General features: G+C 67.2%; 16 protein-coding genes and 2 tRNA genes. 9 read left to right on the top strand and 9 right to left on the bottom strand.

The window, feature by feature from the left end:
* Positions 1-27: 27 nt before the first annotated feature.
* Positions 28-711, top strand: coding sequence for a peptidylprolyl isomerase (locus tag ASE89_RS04215; RefSeq protein ID WP_056674335.1), 684 nt, complete (start codon positions 28-30; stop codon positions 709-711).
* Positions 712-850: 139 nt separating this feature from the next.
* Entirely contained in the window at positions 851-2,065 is a 1,215-nt protein-coding gene (locus tag ASE89_RS21505) for a methyl-accepting chemotaxis protein (RefSeq protein WP_056674332.1), read from the top strand.
* 88 nt (positions 2,066-2,153) lie between these two features.
* On the opposite strand, the gene ASE89_RS04205 is transcribed toward ASE89_RS21505, so the two are convergent.
* Together ASE89_RS04205 and ASE89_RS04200 are read right to left on the bottom strand one after the other, a co-directional pair.
* Positions 2,154-2,229: transfer RNA gene (locus ASE89_RS04205), tRNA-Ala, on the bottom strand.
* An 82-nt stretch (positions 2,230-2,311) separates the two neighbouring features.
* A complete protein-coding gene (locus ASE89_RS04200; RefSeq protein ID WP_031395784.1) occupies positions 2,312-2,638 on the bottom strand; it encodes a TIGR02300 family protein in 327 nt (108 codons plus the stop codon).
* Positions 2,639-2,736: 98 nt separating this feature from the next.
* Between ASE89_RS04200 and aroA the strand changes: the two genes are divergently transcribed.
* A complete protein-coding gene (gene aroA, locus ASE89_RS04195) occupies positions 2,737-4,083 on the top strand; it encodes a 3-phosphoshikimate 1-carboxyvinyltransferase (protein ID WP_056674330.1) in 1,347 nt (448 codons plus the stop codon).
* A gap of 1 nt (position 4,084) precedes the next feature.
* Entirely contained in the window at positions 4,085-4,720 is a 636-nt protein-coding gene (gene cmk / locus ASE89_RS04190) for a (d)CMP kinase (protein ID WP_056674327.1), read from the top strand.
* A 242-nt stretch (positions 4,721-4,962) separates the two neighbouring features.
* Here cmk and ASE89_RS04185 read toward each other — a convergent pair whose 3' ends face one another.
* Positions 4,963-5,220, bottom strand: coding sequence for a SemiSWEET family transporter (locus ASE89_RS04185; RefSeq protein WP_031441625.1), 258 nt, complete (start codon positions 5,218-5,220; stop codon positions 4,963-4,965).
* A gap of 275 nt (positions 5,221-5,495) precedes the next feature.
* Between ASE89_RS04185 and rpsA the strand changes: the two genes are divergently transcribed.
* The 5 genes from rpsA to ASE89_RS04160 all read left to right on the top strand — a co-directional run bounded on the left by rpsA (position 5,496) and on the right by ASE89_RS04160 (position 9,660).
* A complete protein-coding gene (gene rpsA / locus ASE89_RS04180) occupies positions 5,496-7,214 on the top strand; it encodes a 30S ribosomal protein S1 (protein WP_031393081.1) in 1,719 nt (572 codons plus the stop codon).
* A 128-nt stretch (positions 7,215-7,342) separates the two neighbouring features.
* Positions 7,343-7,624: an integration host factor subunit beta gene (locus ASE89_RS04175; protein WP_031393082.1), complete on the top strand. Its 282-nt coding sequence runs from the start codon at positions 7,343-7,345 to the stop codon at positions 7,622-7,624.
* A gap of 64 nt (positions 7,625-7,688) precedes the next feature.
* A tRNA-Leu gene (locus tag ASE89_RS04170) sits at positions 7,689-7,772 on the top strand.
* Positions 7,773-7,867: 95 nt separating this feature from the next.
* Positions 7,868-9,226 carry an ABC transporter substrate-binding protein gene (locus ASE89_RS04165; RefSeq protein ID WP_236701612.1) on the top strand — a complete coding sequence of 453 codons (1,359 nt, stop codon included), beginning with the start codon at positions 7,868-7,870 and terminating at the stop codon, positions 9,224-9,226.
* A gap of 5 nt (positions 9,227-9,231) precedes the next feature.
* A complete protein-coding gene (locus ASE89_RS04160; protein ID WP_056674326.1) occupies positions 9,232-9,660 on the top strand; it encodes a DUF4112 domain-containing protein in 429 nt (142 codons plus the stop codon).
* Between the two features lie 7 nt (positions 9,661-9,667).
* On the opposite strand, the gene ASE89_RS04155 is transcribed toward ASE89_RS04160, so the two are convergent.
* The 6 genes from ASE89_RS04155 to ASE89_RS04130 form a co-directional block, all read right to left on the bottom strand.
* Positions 9,668-10,387, bottom strand: coding sequence for a ribonuclease T2 family protein (locus ASE89_RS04155; RefSeq protein ID WP_056675329.1), 720 nt, complete (start codon positions 10,385-10,387; stop codon positions 9,668-9,670).
* 5 nt (positions 10,388-10,392) lie between these two features.
* Positions 10,393-10,815 (bottom strand): hypothetical protein, encoded by a 423-nt coding sequence (locus ASE89_RS04150; protein ID WP_156363268.1) that lies wholly within the window; start codon positions 10,813-10,815, stop codon positions 10,393-10,395.
* 66 nt (positions 10,816-10,881) lie between these two features.
* Complete coding sequence (gene nadC, locus ASE89_RS04145; RefSeq protein WP_056674322.1) at positions 10,882-11,727, bottom strand: carboxylating nicotinate-nucleotide diphosphorylase; 846 nt, start codon at positions 11,725-11,727, stop codon at positions 10,882-10,884.
* Positions 11,724-12,728, bottom strand: coding sequence for a quinolinate synthase NadA (gene nadA, locus ASE89_RS04140; RefSeq protein WP_056674320.1), 1,005 nt, complete (start codon positions 12,726-12,728; stop codon positions 11,724-11,726). Before nadA ends, nadC begins: the two co-directional genes overlap by 4 nt.
* A 14-nt stretch (positions 12,729-12,742) precedes the next feature.
* Complete coding sequence (locus tag ASE89_RS04135) at positions 12,743-13,483, bottom strand: DUF4230 domain-containing protein (RefSeq protein ID WP_056674317.1); 741 nt, start codon at positions 13,481-13,483, stop codon at positions 12,743-12,745.
* On the bottom strand, positions 13,468-14,319 hold the full coding sequence (locus tag ASE89_RS04130) for an MBL fold metallo-hydrolase (protein WP_056675325.1): 852 nt from the start codon (positions 14,317-14,319) through the stop codon (positions 13,468-13,470). Before ASE89_RS04130 ends, ASE89_RS04135 begins: the two co-directional genes overlap by 16 nt.
* Positions 14,320-14,400: the final 81 nt, after the last annotated feature.

Below are 14,400 nucleotides of genomic sequence, written 5' to 3'. Positions count from 1 at the left end.
AATGGGACAGAATTCAGGAGTTTCGACATGCTGCGATACGCCGTCCTCGCCACCCTGATGGCAAGCGCCCCGCTCGCCGCGCAGGGCATGCCACCGGTGCCAGCCCCTGCCACCGCGCCCGTCCCCGTGCCGCTCGATGCGTCGTCAGCAATGCCCGCTGCGACTCCGCGCCCCGCGACCATCGGCGTGACGCTGACCACCAGCCTCGGCCCGATCGTCCTCGAACTCGAGAAAGAGCGCGCGCCGATCACCACCGCAAATTTCCTGCGCTATGTCGACGCGCGCAAGCTCGACGGCACGACCTTCTATCGCGCGCTGCGGCTGGGGCCGGATACGGGACTGATCCAGGGCGGGATCGAGGGCGATCCCAAGCGGGCCTTCCCGCCGATCGCGCACGAGCCGACCAGCAAGACCGGCGTGCTCCACACCGACGGCACGATTTCGCTCGCACGGCTGGCGCCGGGGACCGGGCGCGCCGATGTCTTCATTACCGTTGGCGCCATCCCCTTCCTCGACGCGCATCCCGAGAAGCCGGGCGACAATACGGGCTTTGCCGCGTTCGGGCACGTCGTCCAGGGCATGGACATCGTCCGCGGCATCCTTGCCGCGCCTACCTCGCCGACCAAGGGCGAAGGCGTGATGAAGGGCCAGATGATCGCCGCGCCGATCCGCATCCTGACCGCCCGGCGGACCTCGCCCGCGACACGGTGACGCCCGTCGCAAAGGGCAACTGATCGGGGTTAAGTAACGGATTTAGAACCATTTGGGCTAGTCCGCGGTGATGCAGACGCGACATGCCGTAATCCCCCGCCCCTTGCCAGCGGTGGAAGCCGCGCCAGGCACCGGATCGATGCCCCCCGACGTCTTGCTGGCGATTGCGATGACCGCGGTCGCCGACGGCGTCGTGGTCTTCGACGCGGCGGAGCGGATCGCGCTGGTCAATCCGCGCGTGGCGGCGCTGTTCCGCTTCGACCCGGACCGCGTCATGATCGGCATGGACATGGCGAGCTTTCTCAGCGTCGTCGGCACCGCCGTCGGCTGGTCCGCGGCACGGATCGCGACGGTGGTCGACAATCATCGTCGCTGGCAGGCCCGGCAGGAAAGCGTCGATATCGATCATCATTTCGGCGACGGGACGATTCTGCATATCAACTTCGCCCCGCTGCCCGGGCACTGCGCGGTGATCACCTACCGCGACGTCACGGTCGAGCGACGGCTAACCGACGTCGTCGCGGCGCAAGCCGCGCAGGCGGAACGGTTCCGCGAGGAGATCGCGACCGTCGTCACCGAAGCCGATGCCGCGGCGGCGGAGAGCCAGGCGATGGGCCGCGCGGGCGAAGCCGAACTCGAACTGATCGTCCGCGATTTGGGCGACGTCGTCGTCGCCGCGCAGCAGTCCACCGCCGCAATGCAGGATGCCGCACAGACCTCGGCGATGATGGCGGGCATGATCGACACGGTCGTCGACCAGGTCCGCCACACCAGCAGCGCCGCCAGCGGTGCGATGGCGCATGCGCACGAGACGGTCGCCCTGTCGCAAGGGCTGTCGGACCGTGCCGGATCGATCGGCTCGATCCTCGACATCATCCGCGCGGTCGCCCGGCAGACCGGTCTGGTCGCGCTCAACGCCGCGATCGAGGCGGCGCGCAGCGGAGAGGCCGGGCGCGGCTTCGCGGTGGTCGCAGCCGAGGTGAAGACGCTTGCCACGCAGACGTCCGATGCGGTCGCGCGGATCGAGCCGCAGATCTCGGCGATGCAGATCGCGACGCGCGACGTCGTCGCGGCGAATCGTGCGATCGTGCACGACATCGCCGATATCCAGGCCCGCGCGGTCATCGTGACCGACACGGCACATAGTCAGAACGAGCGCATTCTCGCGATCACCGCCGCGATCGACGAAACCGCGCTCACCGCACGCGCGATGACAGAAAGCGTCGAGCATCTGGAAATCCGCAACCAGCGCTTCATCAGCCTGGCCCGGCGGATCGGCCAGCAGCTCGAGTCCGTCCACGCCCTGACCCATGGTCTCAGCGTCGCCACCGAGACCTTCCAGGCGACCTATTGAGCCTCGTGATGGGTTGGCAGCGGTAAGACCCGCTGCGGGGTATCCATCACAAATAAGGGGCCGCGACCGCGTCGCGTATCAACGAGAATGGTGGAGCCGAGGGGGATCGAACCCCTGACCTTTCGCATGCCATGCGAACGCTCTCCCAGCTGAGCTACGGCCCCATTCCCGTTGGGAGGCGGCTCACTAACCGGAGCCGCCCGGGTTGGCAAGCGGCGTAAACGCCGCCTGCCAAATTTCTTTATCTCAACGCTCGTGCTCGTCCTGCGGCGTCTCGACGCCGAGGTCGTCGTCGCCGCCCAGATCGACTTCGTCGTCCGCGGACGGCTCTTCGTCCTCGCCGGTGATCGAGGCGATATCTTCTTCCTCGTCACCCTCGAGATCCGCGTCGGGCTTCTTGGTGTCGGGCTTGGCGACCTCGAACGGCAGCGGCTGCTTCGACTTCAGGATCGGCTCGGGCTCCCACGCATACCCGCATTCGATGCAGGTGACGGGGTCGGCCTTTTCGAGGTCGTAGAAACGCGTCGCGCATTTCGGACACGAACGCTTCGTGCCCCATTCCGGCTTGATCATGCCGATAGAACCTTTCGAATGGATAGATTGTGGGGGATGCCCCCGCAAAGTGGGCGCGCCTTGCCATAGCGCAAGGCCACTGTCAAAAGCCCGGCCCCATGACACACCCCCTCCCCCAACCGCTGGACGTTGTCGCGCGCGGTCCGCTGACCGGTTCGATCGCGGTTCCCGGCGACAAGTCGATCAGCCACCGCGCGCTGATGTTCGCGAGCCTCGCGGTCGGTACCAGCCGGATCACCGGCCTGCTCGAGGGCGAGGACGTGCTTGCCACCGCGGCGGCTATGCGCGCGATGGGCGCGACGATCGAGCGGCAGGACGACGGCATCTGGGTCGTCAACGGCGTCGGTGTCGGCGGGCTGCTCCAGCCCGAGACCGCGCTCGAAATGGGCAATTCGGGCACCTCGACGCGTCTGCTGATGGGGCTGGTGTCGAGCCACCCGATTACCTGCACCTTCACCGGCGACGCCTCGTTGTCGGGCCGGCCAATGGGCCGCGTGATCGAGCCGCTGTCGCAGATGGGCGCGGACATCACCGCGTCGCCCGGCGGCAAGCTGCCGCTGATGGTGCGCGGAATCTGCCCCGCGGTGCCGATCAGCTACACGCTGCCGGTCGCGTCGGCGCAAGTGAAGTCGGCGATCCTGCTGGCGGGGCTCAACACCCCCGGCATCACCACGGTGATCGAGCCGGTCGCGACGCGCGATCACAGCGAGCGGATGCTGACCGGGTTCGGCGCCAAGCTGACCGTCGAGGAGACCGAGGCGGGCCGCGTGATCGCGATCACCGGCGAGGCGGAACTGACCCCGCAGGATATCGTCGTGCCGGGCGATCCGTCGTCCTCGGCCTTCTGGCTCGTCGCGGCGTCGATCGTGCCGGGGTCGGACATCGTCGTGCGGAATGTCGGGCTGAACCCGACGCGGATCGGCATCGTCACGGCGCTGCGCATGATGGGCGCGGACATCACCGAGCTCGATCCGCGGACCGTCGGCGGCGAGCCCGTCGCCGATCTGCGCGTCCGCCATGCCGCACTGACCGCGATCGAGGTGCCGGCCGATCTCGCGCCGAGCATGATCGACGAATATCCGGTGCTGTTCGTAGCCGCGGCGTTCGCGACCGGCACGACCGTCGCCAGGGGCGCGCACGAGCTGCGGGTGAAGGAATCGGACCGCATCACGACGATGCGGATCGCGCTCGAGGCGTGCGGCGTGGTGTGCGAGGAATTCGAAGACGGCATGGCGATCACCGGTTCGGGCGGGGCGGCGATTCGCGGGGGCGCTCGGGTCGCCTCGAAACTCGATCATCGCATCGCAATGAGCATGGTGGTGGCTGGACTTGGCGCCCGCGAGCCGATCACGATCGACGACATATCGCCGGTGGCGACGAGCTATCCCGTGTTCTTCCGGTCGCTCGACGAATTAACGGGTCGGGCGACCGGCCAGGGGAATTAAGATGATCATCGCAGTCGACGGTCCGGCGGCATCGGGCAAGGGCACGATCGCGCGCGCCCTGGCGAAGCATTACGGCCTCCCCTATCTCGATACCGGCCTGCTTTACCGTGCGGTCGCGCTGAACGTGGCGCGGATGGGGCTGGATCCCGAGCAGGAGGCCGATGCGGTCGCCGCATGCGACTTCGACGATGCGGTGATGTCGGACCCGGCGCTGCGCGACGACGATGTCGGAGCGATGGCCTCGATCGTGTCCGCACACCCGCTGGTCCGTGCAGCGCTGATGCAGCGACAGAAGCGGTTTGCCGCGCAGGCGGGTGGCGCAATTCTCGACGGGCGCGATATCGGCACGGTGATCGCGCCGGATGCGGATGCCAAGCTGTTTGTGAAGGCGACCCCCAATATCCGCGCGCAGCGGCGCCATGCCGAGCTGCAGGCGCGCGGCGGGACGGCGAGCAAGGACCGCGTGCTGGCGGACATTCGCGCGCGCGATGCCCGCGACACCGGCCGTTCGACCGCCCCGCTGGTGATGGCGGCGGACGCGGCGTTGCTCGATACGAGCTTCCTGTCGATCGAAGCGTCGGTGCAGCGCGCGGTGGCGCTGGTCGAGGCGCAGCGGGCGAAGAAGGCTGCGGGTTAGGCCCCTCGCTCACCAAGAGGGGAAAACCACCCCGGCGGAGGCCGGGGCCCAGTTGGAAAGGTCGCAGTAACGGAGCGCTGCCCTCGGTTAGCGACGTCCCCCAACTGGGCCCCGGCCTTCGCCGGGGTGGTGGCGGTTGGGGTCGGGGTTTTATGTACCAACAGTGTTTTCCCGCGAAGGCGGAGACCCAGACTGGACTCCCGCCTTCGCGGGAGAACAAGGGTGCGCGGAGACGAGGCCCCTTACAAAGCCGTCGCCAGCGTAATCGCGCCGAGCACCACCCCCGGGAAGTTCGCCACCGCGATCGGCCAGTCGCGCTTCGGCTTCAGCACGCCATACGCCACCCACAGCCCGCAATTGACCATCGTCGCGAACGGCTGGACCACCGAACCCTTCTGCCCGGCCAGGTTCAGCATGATCTGGTCGATATAGGACAGGTACATCACGATCGCCGTCGCCGTGGCGATCCAGCCCAGCACGAGAATGCCGCGTTCGCTCAAATCTTCGCTCCTGTTGTGAGCCGCCCCTAACGCTGCAGCGGCGAACTTGCTCCGAGACGGGGTTTCCGCTACACAGGAGCGTCCGGCGAGCGATGCTCGTGGAGGAAGGCGCGGAGACCTATGAGTCTCACGCGCCGTTTTCGCATTCAGCGTCTATGTCCTCTGCGCCTCGTGCCGTCCGGATGCCGCGCCGGCGTTCGGTCGTCGCGGCAACGAAGGCCAAGACCAGCGGATCCAACCGCTTGGCCGGAAACAGACTAGGATTACTGAATTCTATGGCAACCCAGGTAATGCCGTCGCGCGACGATTTCGCCGCGATGCTGAACGAGACGCTCGGCGACGCCGACAGCTTCGAGGGCCGCGTGGTGCATGGCACCGTGACCGGTATCGAGAACGACATGGCCGTCATCGACGTCGGTCTGAAGTCGGAAGGCCGCGTGCCGCTTCGCGAATTCGCAGCGCCGGGCCAAAAGGCTGACCTGAAGGTCGGTGACGAAGTCGAAGTCTATGTCGACCGCGTCGAGAACGTCCACGGCGAAGCGATGCTCAGCCGCGACCGTGCGCGCCGCGAAGCCGCATGGGACAAGCTGGAAACCGAATTCTCGAAGACGACCCGCGTCGAGGGCGTGATCTTCGGCCGCGTGAAGGGTGGCTTCACCGTCGACCTGAACGGCGCCGTCGCGTTCCTGCCGGGCTCGCAGGTCGATATCCGCCCCGTGCGCGACGTCACCCCGCTGATGGACATCCCCCAGCCCTTCCAGATCCTGAAGATGGACCGCAAGCGCGGCAACATCGTCGTGTCGCGTCGCGCCGTTCTCGAAGAGACGCGCGCAGAGCAGCGTTCGGGCCTGATCCTGAGCCTTGCCGAGGGCCAGATCATCGACGGCGTCGTCAAGAACATCACCGATTATGGTGCGTTCGTTGACCTCGGCGGCATCGATGGCCTGCTGCACGTCACCGATCTCAGCTACAAGCGCGTCGGCCACCCGAGCGAAGTCCTGAACATCGGCGACACCGTCAAGGTGCAGATCATCCGCATCAACAAGGACACCCAGCGCATCAGCCTCGGCATGAAGCAGCTGGAGAGCGATCCCTGGGATGGCGCGATGGTCAAGTATCCGGTCGGCGCAAAGCTCACCGGCCGCGTCACGAACATCACCGAATATGGTGCGTTCGTCGAGCTGGAAGCGGGCATCGAAGGCCTCGTTCACGTGTCGGAAATGTCCTGGACCAAGAAGAACGTCCATCCGGGCAAGATCGTGTCGACCTCGCAGGAAGTCGACGTCATGGTCCTCGAAGTCGATTCCGAGAAGCGCCGCATCTCGCTCGGCCTCAAGCAGGCTCAGGCCAATCCTTGGGAGGCCTTCGCTGCCGCGCATCCGATCGGCTCGACCGTTGAGGGCGAAGTCAAGAACGCGACCGAATTCGGTCTGTTCATCGGCCTCGACAACGATGTCGACGGCATGGTCCACATGTCCGACATCGCCTGGGGCGTTTCGGGCGAGGACGCGCTCAACCTGCATCGCAAGGGTGAGACCGTCGAGGCCGTCGTGCTCGACATCGACGCTGAGAAGGAGCGTATCTCGCTTGGCATGAAGCAGCTCGAGCGCGGCGGGCCTTCGGCCGGCGGCATCGCAGCAGCAGGCGACAAGCTGAACAAGAACGCGATCGTCACGGTCACCGTTCTCGAAGTCCGCGACGCGGGCCTCGAAGTTCAGCAGGGCGACGATGGCGCGACCGGCTTCATCAAGCGCACGGATCTGGGTCGCGATCGCGACGAGCAGCGTCCAGAGCGTTTCCAGGTCGGCCAGAAGTTCGACGCGATGGTGACGGGCTTCGATCGTTCGAAGAAGCCGACCTTCTCGATCAAGGCGATGCAGATCTCCGAAGAGAAGCAGGCCGTCGCTCAGTATGGTTCGTCGGATTCCGGCGCGACCCTCGGCAACATTCTGGGCGAGGCTCTCAAGGCCCGCACGGAAGCCGAAAAGAAGTAAGCGAATTGGGACCGGGATGCTCGATGCATTTCGGTCCCTTTTGCTTTTGGCTTGAAACTCATTTGGTGCTATCGCCCCAATTACTGACCTAAATCAGTATTATCACATATGGGCGGGGGCTCGTTACCATGATCAGATCTGAGCTTGTTCAAAAACTGACCGATGCGCATCCGGACCTGGAGCCGCGCGAGGTCGAATTGATCGTCTCGTGTTTCTTCGACGAGATCTCGAAGCGGCTGGCCGCCGACGGCCGAGTCGAACTGCGCGGCTTCGGCGCATTTTCCACGCGCGCGCGCGATGCGCGGACCGGGCGCAATCCCCGGACCGGCGAAGTCGTTGCCGTCGACGCCAAGCGCGTCCCCTATTTCAAGCCCGGCAAGGAAATGCGCTCGCGTCTTAACGTCGATTGAGCGGCGCCTGCGGGTCCAACATGGGTTGACCCTGCGCTCGACCTCGTCTTTCTGACTCCCGTGTGCGGACGTGGCGAAACCGGTAGACGCAGGAGACTTAAAATCTCCCTCCCCTGGAGTGCGGGTTCGAGTCCCGCCGTCCGCACCATCACGCTTGCCTGTGCCGCCGCGCTACTCTTCGCACCGGCGGCCTGCAACCGGCGCCGCGACTCGGGCGCGGTCGTCGTCAGCGCGATCGGCGGGGTGCCCGCTGCCGCGGATGCCCGCCGGGGCCCGATCGACCTCCCCTCGCGCCTGCTGATCGATTCGACGGCGCAGGGGTTGGTCCGGTTCGATGCCGCAGGCCAGATCGAGCCCGGCCTGGCCGAACGCTGGATCGTCATCGATGATGGCATGAGCTATATTTTCCGCCTGCGCGAAGCCACGTGGAGCGACGGTAGCCGCATCACCGCGGACCAGATCGTCGCGATGCTCAAACGCCAGATCGTGCCGGCATCGCGCAATCCGCTCGCCCCCTTTCTCAGCGCGGTCGACGAGATCGTCGTGATGACGCCGCAGGTGATCGAGGTCCGGCTGTCGCGGCCGCGTCCCGACCTGCTCAAGCTGTTCGCACAGCCCGAACTCGCGCTGCTGCGTCTGCGCCCGCCCGGCGGCAGCGGCCCATTCCGCATCGCCCAGCCCGGCGCCGCGCCGTTGCTGCGCCCGGTCTATGATCTCAACCGCGCCGACCCCGAAGACCAGCTCGAGATGCAGCCCGAACGTGACGTCCGCCTGATCGGCGAGCGCGCCGCGCGGGCGATCGCGCGGTTTGCGCATCGCGACTCGGACCTGGTCAGCGGCGGCAGCTTCGCCGACTGGCCACTTCTCGCGACGGCTGATATCGCCCCCGCCGCGATCCGGGTCGACCCCGCGGTCGGGTTGTTCGGGCTCGCGATCGTCTCGCGGACGGGCTTCCTTGCCGAGGCAGCGAACCGCGCGGCAATCTCGCAGGCGATCGATCGCAGCGCGCTGACCGCGGCGATCGCCCCGAATTGGGAGGCGGCGGACCGCATCCTCGCCGAACCGCTCGACTCCGCCGGGCTCCCGCAGGTGCCGTCATGGACGCTGCTGAACCAGGACGAGCGCCGCGCGGGTGCCCGGTTACGGGTCGCGACGTGGCGCGAGCAGGCGCAGAGCGGGCCGATCGCGATGCGGATCGCGCTGCCCGCCGGATCCGGCGCGACGATCCTCTACGCGCATGTCGCAGCCGCCCTGCTCCGGATCGGTATCCTGCCCGAGCGCGTCGCGATCGACGCCCCCGCCGATCTGCGGCTGATCGATCTGGTGGCGCCCTATGACAGCGCGCGCTGGTATCTGGCGAACGCCTGCATCGTCTGCAGCGCCCCCGCGCAGGCGGCACTCGACGCCGCGCGTGCGGCACCGACGCTTACCGAACGCAGCCAGCGGATTGCGGCGGCCGATGCCGCGCTGAACGAGGATGTGCCCTTCATTCCGCTCGCACGGCCGCTCCGCTGGTCGCTGGTCGCGACGCGGCTGCAACAATGGCAGCCGAACAGCCGCGCGTGGCACCCGTTGAACAGGCTTCGCCCCGACACCAAGTGAGTCGCATGACCAACAATGCCACCCGCTTCGATCCCGCCACGCTGGCCAGCAGCAGCTTCGCGATCGGTCAGGATCCGGCCTCGGTCCGCGCCCGGGTCGAGGCGCTGGAGCGGGTCCTCGAACGCGCGTTCATGGTTCCCGGGATCAACCGCCCGATCGGGCTCGACGCGATCGTCGGGCTCATTCCCGTCGTCGGCGACCTGATCGGTGCGCTGATGGGGAGCTGGCTCGTCTGGGAAGCGCGCAACCTCGGCATGTCGAAGTTCCAGCTCGCCCGGATGATGGGCAATGTCGGGTTCGACGCAGCGCTCGGGCTGGTGCCGTTCGTAGGCGACGCCGCGGATTTCATGTTCCGATCGAACACGCGCAACCTGCGGATCATCAAGCGTCACCTCGACAAGCACCACCCCTCGACCGTCACGCTGGCCGGCTGAGTGCCGGTCAGCCCTCGCCGCGCCAGATCCTGATGGGCGTGCCCTGCGTGACCCCGCCTGCGTGCGCGGGGCAGCGCTTGTAGCGGAAGGCGGTGTCGAGACAGATCCAGAGTTCGTCGAGCCAGCCCTGCTTGGTCGTCGTGACCCGCATCATCGCCGCGTCAAGGCTGGGATTGGCCTTCGCCATCGCCCTAGCGAACTGCCCGGCGGTCAGCGGGCTTCGCGACAGGGTGTCCATGTCGGGATAGCGCAGCTTGGCGTAGAGGCTGCTCGACTGGCGGAAATAGCGTGCGGGCTGATAGCCCGGCATGCAGGTCCCGTGCTTAGCCCATTCATGCTGGATCAGCTGCGCCGACGGCGTCGTGCAGAGCTGGCGCTTGATCACCGCCTGCGGGACGATCGCGGTCGCGTGACAATATTGCGGCCAGGTCTTGCCCGCGCCGTCGGGCCACAGGCCGTGGAGCGTAAAGCCGAACCGGTTGCCCGCCCCGCACTGAAACCGGGCGCTCGGCTGGTCGCCTTTCTCGCGGCAATATTGCGGGGCCCAGGTGACGGCGAGCGTATAGCTCGCGATCGGCAGGATTCGCGCGGGCTCCCGCGCGGACGGCAGGTCGGGGCGGACGCGGTCGATGCCGCCCATGGGCGCCGAACAGCTATAGGCCTGCGCCGCGGCGATACCCGGTGCCGACAGCCCGGCGACGATCATCATGCCCGCGAGTCGGTTCATCCGCGTCATGCCTCGATCTCCTCTTCGGCATCGTCGTCGATGCGGCGGTCCGCAACCTCGTCAAACCAGGCTCGCGCGCGGGGTCGGAACAGCAGGACGATCGGCAGGATCGTCAGCACGAGCTGCGCGATCGTCAGCATCCCGATCAGCCCCGTCGCGAGCACCCCCGTCGCGACCTGCAGCATCACCCCAGCGGCGCCGAGCACCGTCAGCGCGACGAGCAGCCACAGGGCAACCCGGCTGCCCCTGCGCGTCGTCAGGATCAGCAGCAGCAGCGACAGCCCGACGCCGAACGCCGTCACCCCTGCCGCCAGTGCGAAGCCGCCCTGCGCAACCGCGGCATCCCAGGTCAGCACGCTGACCGCGATCAGCAAGCCGATCGAGGCGAGATACAGCCATTCGGCCAATACAACGGATTTGGGACGCATCTTCACCCTGTTCACTTCGCGATCATGTCGTGGCGGCACGATACCGCGTCTCTACCCGCGCGCCAGTTAAAGCGTCGCGAAATCGAGCCCGATATCGGCGGCGGGCGCGGACTGGGTCAGCCGTCCGACCGAGACATAGGTGACCCCGCTCTCGGCGATCGCGCGGATCGTGTCGAGCGACACGCCGCCCGATGCTTCGGTCGGCACGCGGCCATCGACGAGCGCGACCGCACCGCGGAGAATCTCGGGCGGCATGTTGTCGAGCAGCAGGTGCGTCGCCCCCGCCGCCAGCGCGGGCTCGATCTGGTCGACACGGTCGACCTCGACGATGATCTGCGCGATGCCCGCATCCCTCGCCCGGCGCACCGCTTCGCCAACGTCGCCGGCGACCGCGACATGATTGTCCTTGATCATCGCCGCATCCCACAGCCCCATGCGGTGGTTCTGCGCACCGCCCATGCGGGTCGCGTATTTTTCGAGCACGCGCAGCCCAGGTATCGTCTTGCGCGTGTCGAGCAGGATGGCGCCGGTGCCCTGCATCCGATCAACATAGGCCCGCGTCATCGTCGCCACACCCGACAGGTGCTGGACGGTGTTCAGCGCAGACCGCTCGGCGGTCAGCATCGCACGCGCGCGGCCCTCGATCCGCATCAGCTCGGTACCCGCGGCGACCGCCTGACCGTCCTCAACGAGATGCTCGATCCGGACCTCGGGATCGAGCGCGCGGAAGAATGCATCGGCGAGGGCGAGACCGGCGACGGTGATCGCGTCGCGGCTGTCCATCACCCCGGCAAAGCGCGCCTCGGCGGGGATCACCGCCGCAGAGGTGATGTCGCCGATCGTCCCCAGATCCTCGGCCAGCGTCGCAGCGACGAACCTATCAATGTCGAAGCCCGCCAGCGCTGCGCTCACGAACGCAGCCCGCTCGTCTGCGCCGGGCCGAGATCGCCCATCCCGACCGTGCCCGAGGCCATCGCCAGCATCGCATCGAGGCTCTTCTTCGCCTGGAGCCGCAGCCCCTCCTCGATCTCGATCCGCGGCGACAGATCGCGCAGCGCAACGTACAGCTTCTCCATCGTGTTGAGCGCCATGTACGGGCAGATATTGCAGTTACAGTTACCGTCGGCGCCGGGCGCACCGATGAAGCGCTTGTTCGGCAACGCCTTTTCCATCTGGTGGATGATATGCGGCTCGGTCGCGACGATCAGCGTGTCGCCCGGCATCGCGATCGCATAGTCGAGGATGCCGCGCGTCGACCCGATATAATCCGCATGGTCGAGGATGATCGGCGGGCATTCGGGATGCGCGACGATCGGCGCGCCCGGATTGGCGGCCTTGAGCTTGAGCAGCTCGCTTTCGCTGAACGCCTCGTGGACGATGCAGACGCCCGGCCACAACAGCATCTCGCGCCCGGTCTTGCGGACCAGATAGCCGCCGAGATTGCGGTCGGGGCCGAAGATGATCTTCTGGTCGGCGGGCAGCTGCGACAGGATCTTCTCCGCCGACGACGACGTCACGATGATGTCGGACAGCGCCTTCACCTCGGTCGAGCAGTTGATGTACGTCAGCGCGATGTGATCGGGATGCTTGGCGCGAAACGCGGCGAACTGTTCGGGGGGGCAGCTGTCCTCGAGGCTGCAGCCGGCATCCATGTCGGGCAGCACGACGATCTTGTCGGGCGACAGGATCTTGGCGGTCTCCGCCATGAACCGCACGCCGCAGAAGGCGATGACATCCGCCTCGGTTGCCGCCGCCTTGCGCGACAGGTCGAGGCTGTCGCCGACGAAATCGGCAATGTCCTGCAATTCGGGCTTCTGGTAATAATGCGCGAGGATGATCGCGTTCTTCTCCTTGCGGAGCCGCTCGATCTCGCCGCGAATGTCGATACCCGCAAAATTCTGGTGGAGTTCCATTGTCGTATCCCGGTTTAGTTGCGGTTCCCTAGCACGTCCTGCAGCGAACGCGACGTATCCCATCGCTCGGTTGACGCCTGCGCCTCGTCGGCGAAGCGCACGTTGACGGTCGCATCCACCCCTGCGGCGCGCAGCGGCATCGCGAAGCTACGCTCGACCGCCCGCCGCGTCGCGTCGCGCGCCAGCCGGATCATCGCGGGCTCGCGCGCCTGGCGGACCAGTTCGATCTGGCCCGCGCGCCGGTTGGCGGTGTCGAGCCGCTTCTCCGCGTCGGTCAACGTCGCCAGTACGCCGCCCGAACCATATTCGCGCAGCGCGTTGAGGTCGATCTGTGGCCCCTCCACCTCGACCGGCGGCAATCGTACCGCGAGCGTCCGTGTCGCGGCATCCCAGGCGACGTCGCGCTGCGACAGCTTGCCGAGATCGACCTCATAGCGGACCATCCCCGGCATGATCAGCGTCTTCTCGGTGGTGAAACCCAGTTGCGACTGGCGCGACGTCACCACCGCGACGAACCTGGCGGCAAAGGTCGACAGCCGATTCTGTTCGCGCAGCCCCTCCAGGCTCGCGCTAGCGATCGTCGTCGGGTCGGGCGCCAGGCGGCTCTGCACGTACCGCTGCACGCCCCACAGCGCGATCAGTGCGGCCAGCGCGAGCAGCACCAGCACCCCCGCCGCCTTGGCCAGGAACGAGCCGACCCCGCCACGCCGCGCAGTGTCCGTGCTGCGGCTGTCCTCGTTCACGCCATCCGCCATGCACCATCCCCTTCCGTCTCGCCGACCAGCCCGCGACCGCGCAGATCATACAGATGCGCCAGCACCGATCCCTCCGCCCCCGGCACCAGCCGCGGATCGAGCCCGACATACATGCGCTCGACCAGCGCCGCGACACCCCGCGGCGCCTCGCGCAGCAGACGGAGGATCTGCCCCTCGCGCTGCTTGCGGTGGCCGAGCATCCCGCGCACCAGCCGCTGCGGCCGCTCGATCGCCTCGCCATGCCCTGGATAATAGACACGGTCGTCGCGTCCCAGCAGCCGCTCGAGGCTCGCCATATAGTCGGTCATGTCGCCATCGGGCGGCACGACGACGCTGGTCGACCAGCCCATGACGTGATCGCCCGAGAACAGCGCCCCGCTCTCGCGCAAGGCGAAGGCGAGATGGTTCGACGTGTGGCCCGGCGTCGCGATCGCCTCGAGCGTCCAGCCCGCCGCGCCGACCGTCTCACCGTCCGCCAGCACACGATCGGGTGCATAGAGCGCGTCGAACGAACTATTGGCCGCGACACTGGGCGCGAACGCGGCGGCGCCGACGATCGCAGCGCCGGTCGCGGCCTGCAACGGGCGCGTCGCCGGACTATGGTCGCGGTGATGATGCGTGACGACGATCGCGGCGACGGGACGGCCATCGATCACGCGGAGCAAGGCATCGAGATGCGCGGGATCGTCGGGCCCGGGATCGATCACCGCCAGCGCGGTCGTCCCGACGATATGCGTCTGTGTGCCGGTGAAGGTATAGGGCGACGCGTTCGGCGCGAGCACGCGGACGACGAGCGGCTCGAGCTGGATCGGGATGCCGGTCGGATGCTCAGCCATGCCCCCGAAATGGCGGCTGGCGGCGCGCATGGCAAGACCCGAACCCGAGACCCCGCCGCCCGACCCTGTGATACCACCCCG

Origin of the sequence: Sphingomonas sp. Leaf30, assembly GCF_001422525.1 — a bacterium.
In the GTDB taxonomy this organism is placed as follows: Bacteria; Pseudomonadota; Alphaproteobacteria; order Sphingomonadales; family Sphingomonadaceae; genus Sphingomonas; species Sphingomonas aerolata.
The sequence above is the reverse complement of the archived record's forward strand: the minus strand, read 5'-3'. Positions and strand labels throughout refer to the sequence as shown.

What these genes read in the sequence shown, in the direction of transcription:
- ASE89_RS04160 (WP_056674326.1), top strand. Translation starts at nt 9,232, where the DNA reads ATGACCAACAATGCCACCCGCTTCGATCCCGCCACGCTGGCCAGCAGC.
- cmk (WP_056674327.1), top strand. Translation starts at nt 4,085, where the DNA reads ATGATCATCGCAGTCGACGGTCCGGCGGCATCGGGCAAGGGCACGATC.
- ASE89_RS04215 (WP_056674335.1), top strand. Translation starts at nt 28, where the DNA reads ATGCTGCGATACGCCGTCCTCGCCACCCTGATGGCAAGCGCCCCGCTC.
- nadA (WP_056674320.1), bottom strand. Translation starts at nt 12,728, where the DNA reads ATGGAACTCCACCAGAATTTTGCGGGTATCGACATTCGCGGCGAGATC.
- ASE89_RS04155 (WP_056675329.1), bottom strand. Translation starts at nt 10,387, where the DNA reads ATGAACCGACTCGCGGGCATGATGATCGTCGCCGGGCTGTCGGCACCG.
- aroA (WP_056674330.1), top strand. Translation starts at nt 2,737, where the DNA reads ATGACACACCCCCTCCCCCAACCGCTGGACGTTGTCGCGCGCGGTCCG.
- ASE89_RS21505 (WP_056674332.1), top strand. Translation starts at nt 851, where the DNA reads ATGCCCCCCGACGTCTTGCTGGCGATTGCGATGACCGCGGTCGCCGAC.
- ASE89_RS04150 (WP_156363268.1), bottom strand. Translation starts at nt 10,815, where the DNA reads ATGCGTCCCAAATCCGTTGTATTGGCCGAATGGCTGTATCTCGCCTCG.
- ASE89_RS04200 (WP_031395784.1), bottom strand. Translation starts at nt 2,638, where the DNA reads ATGATCAAGCCGGAATGGGGCACGAAGCGTTCGTGTCCGAAATGCGCG.
- ASE89_RS04135 (WP_056674317.1), bottom strand. Translation starts at nt 13,483, where the DNA reads ATGGCGGATGGCGTGAACGAGGACAGCCGCAGCACGGACACTGCGCGG.
- ASE89_RS04175 (WP_031393082.1), top strand. Translation starts at nt 7,343, where the DNA reads ATGATCAGATCTGAGCTTGTTCAAAAACTGACCGATGCGCATCCGGAC.
- ASE89_RS04130 (WP_056675325.1), bottom strand. Translation starts at nt 14,319, where the DNA reads ATGGCTGAGCATCCGACCGGCATCCCGATCCAGCTCGAGCCGCTCGTC.
- rpsA (WP_031393081.1), top strand. Translation starts at nt 5,496, where the DNA reads ATGGCAACCCAGGTAATGCCGTCGCGCGACGATTTCGCCGCGATGCTG.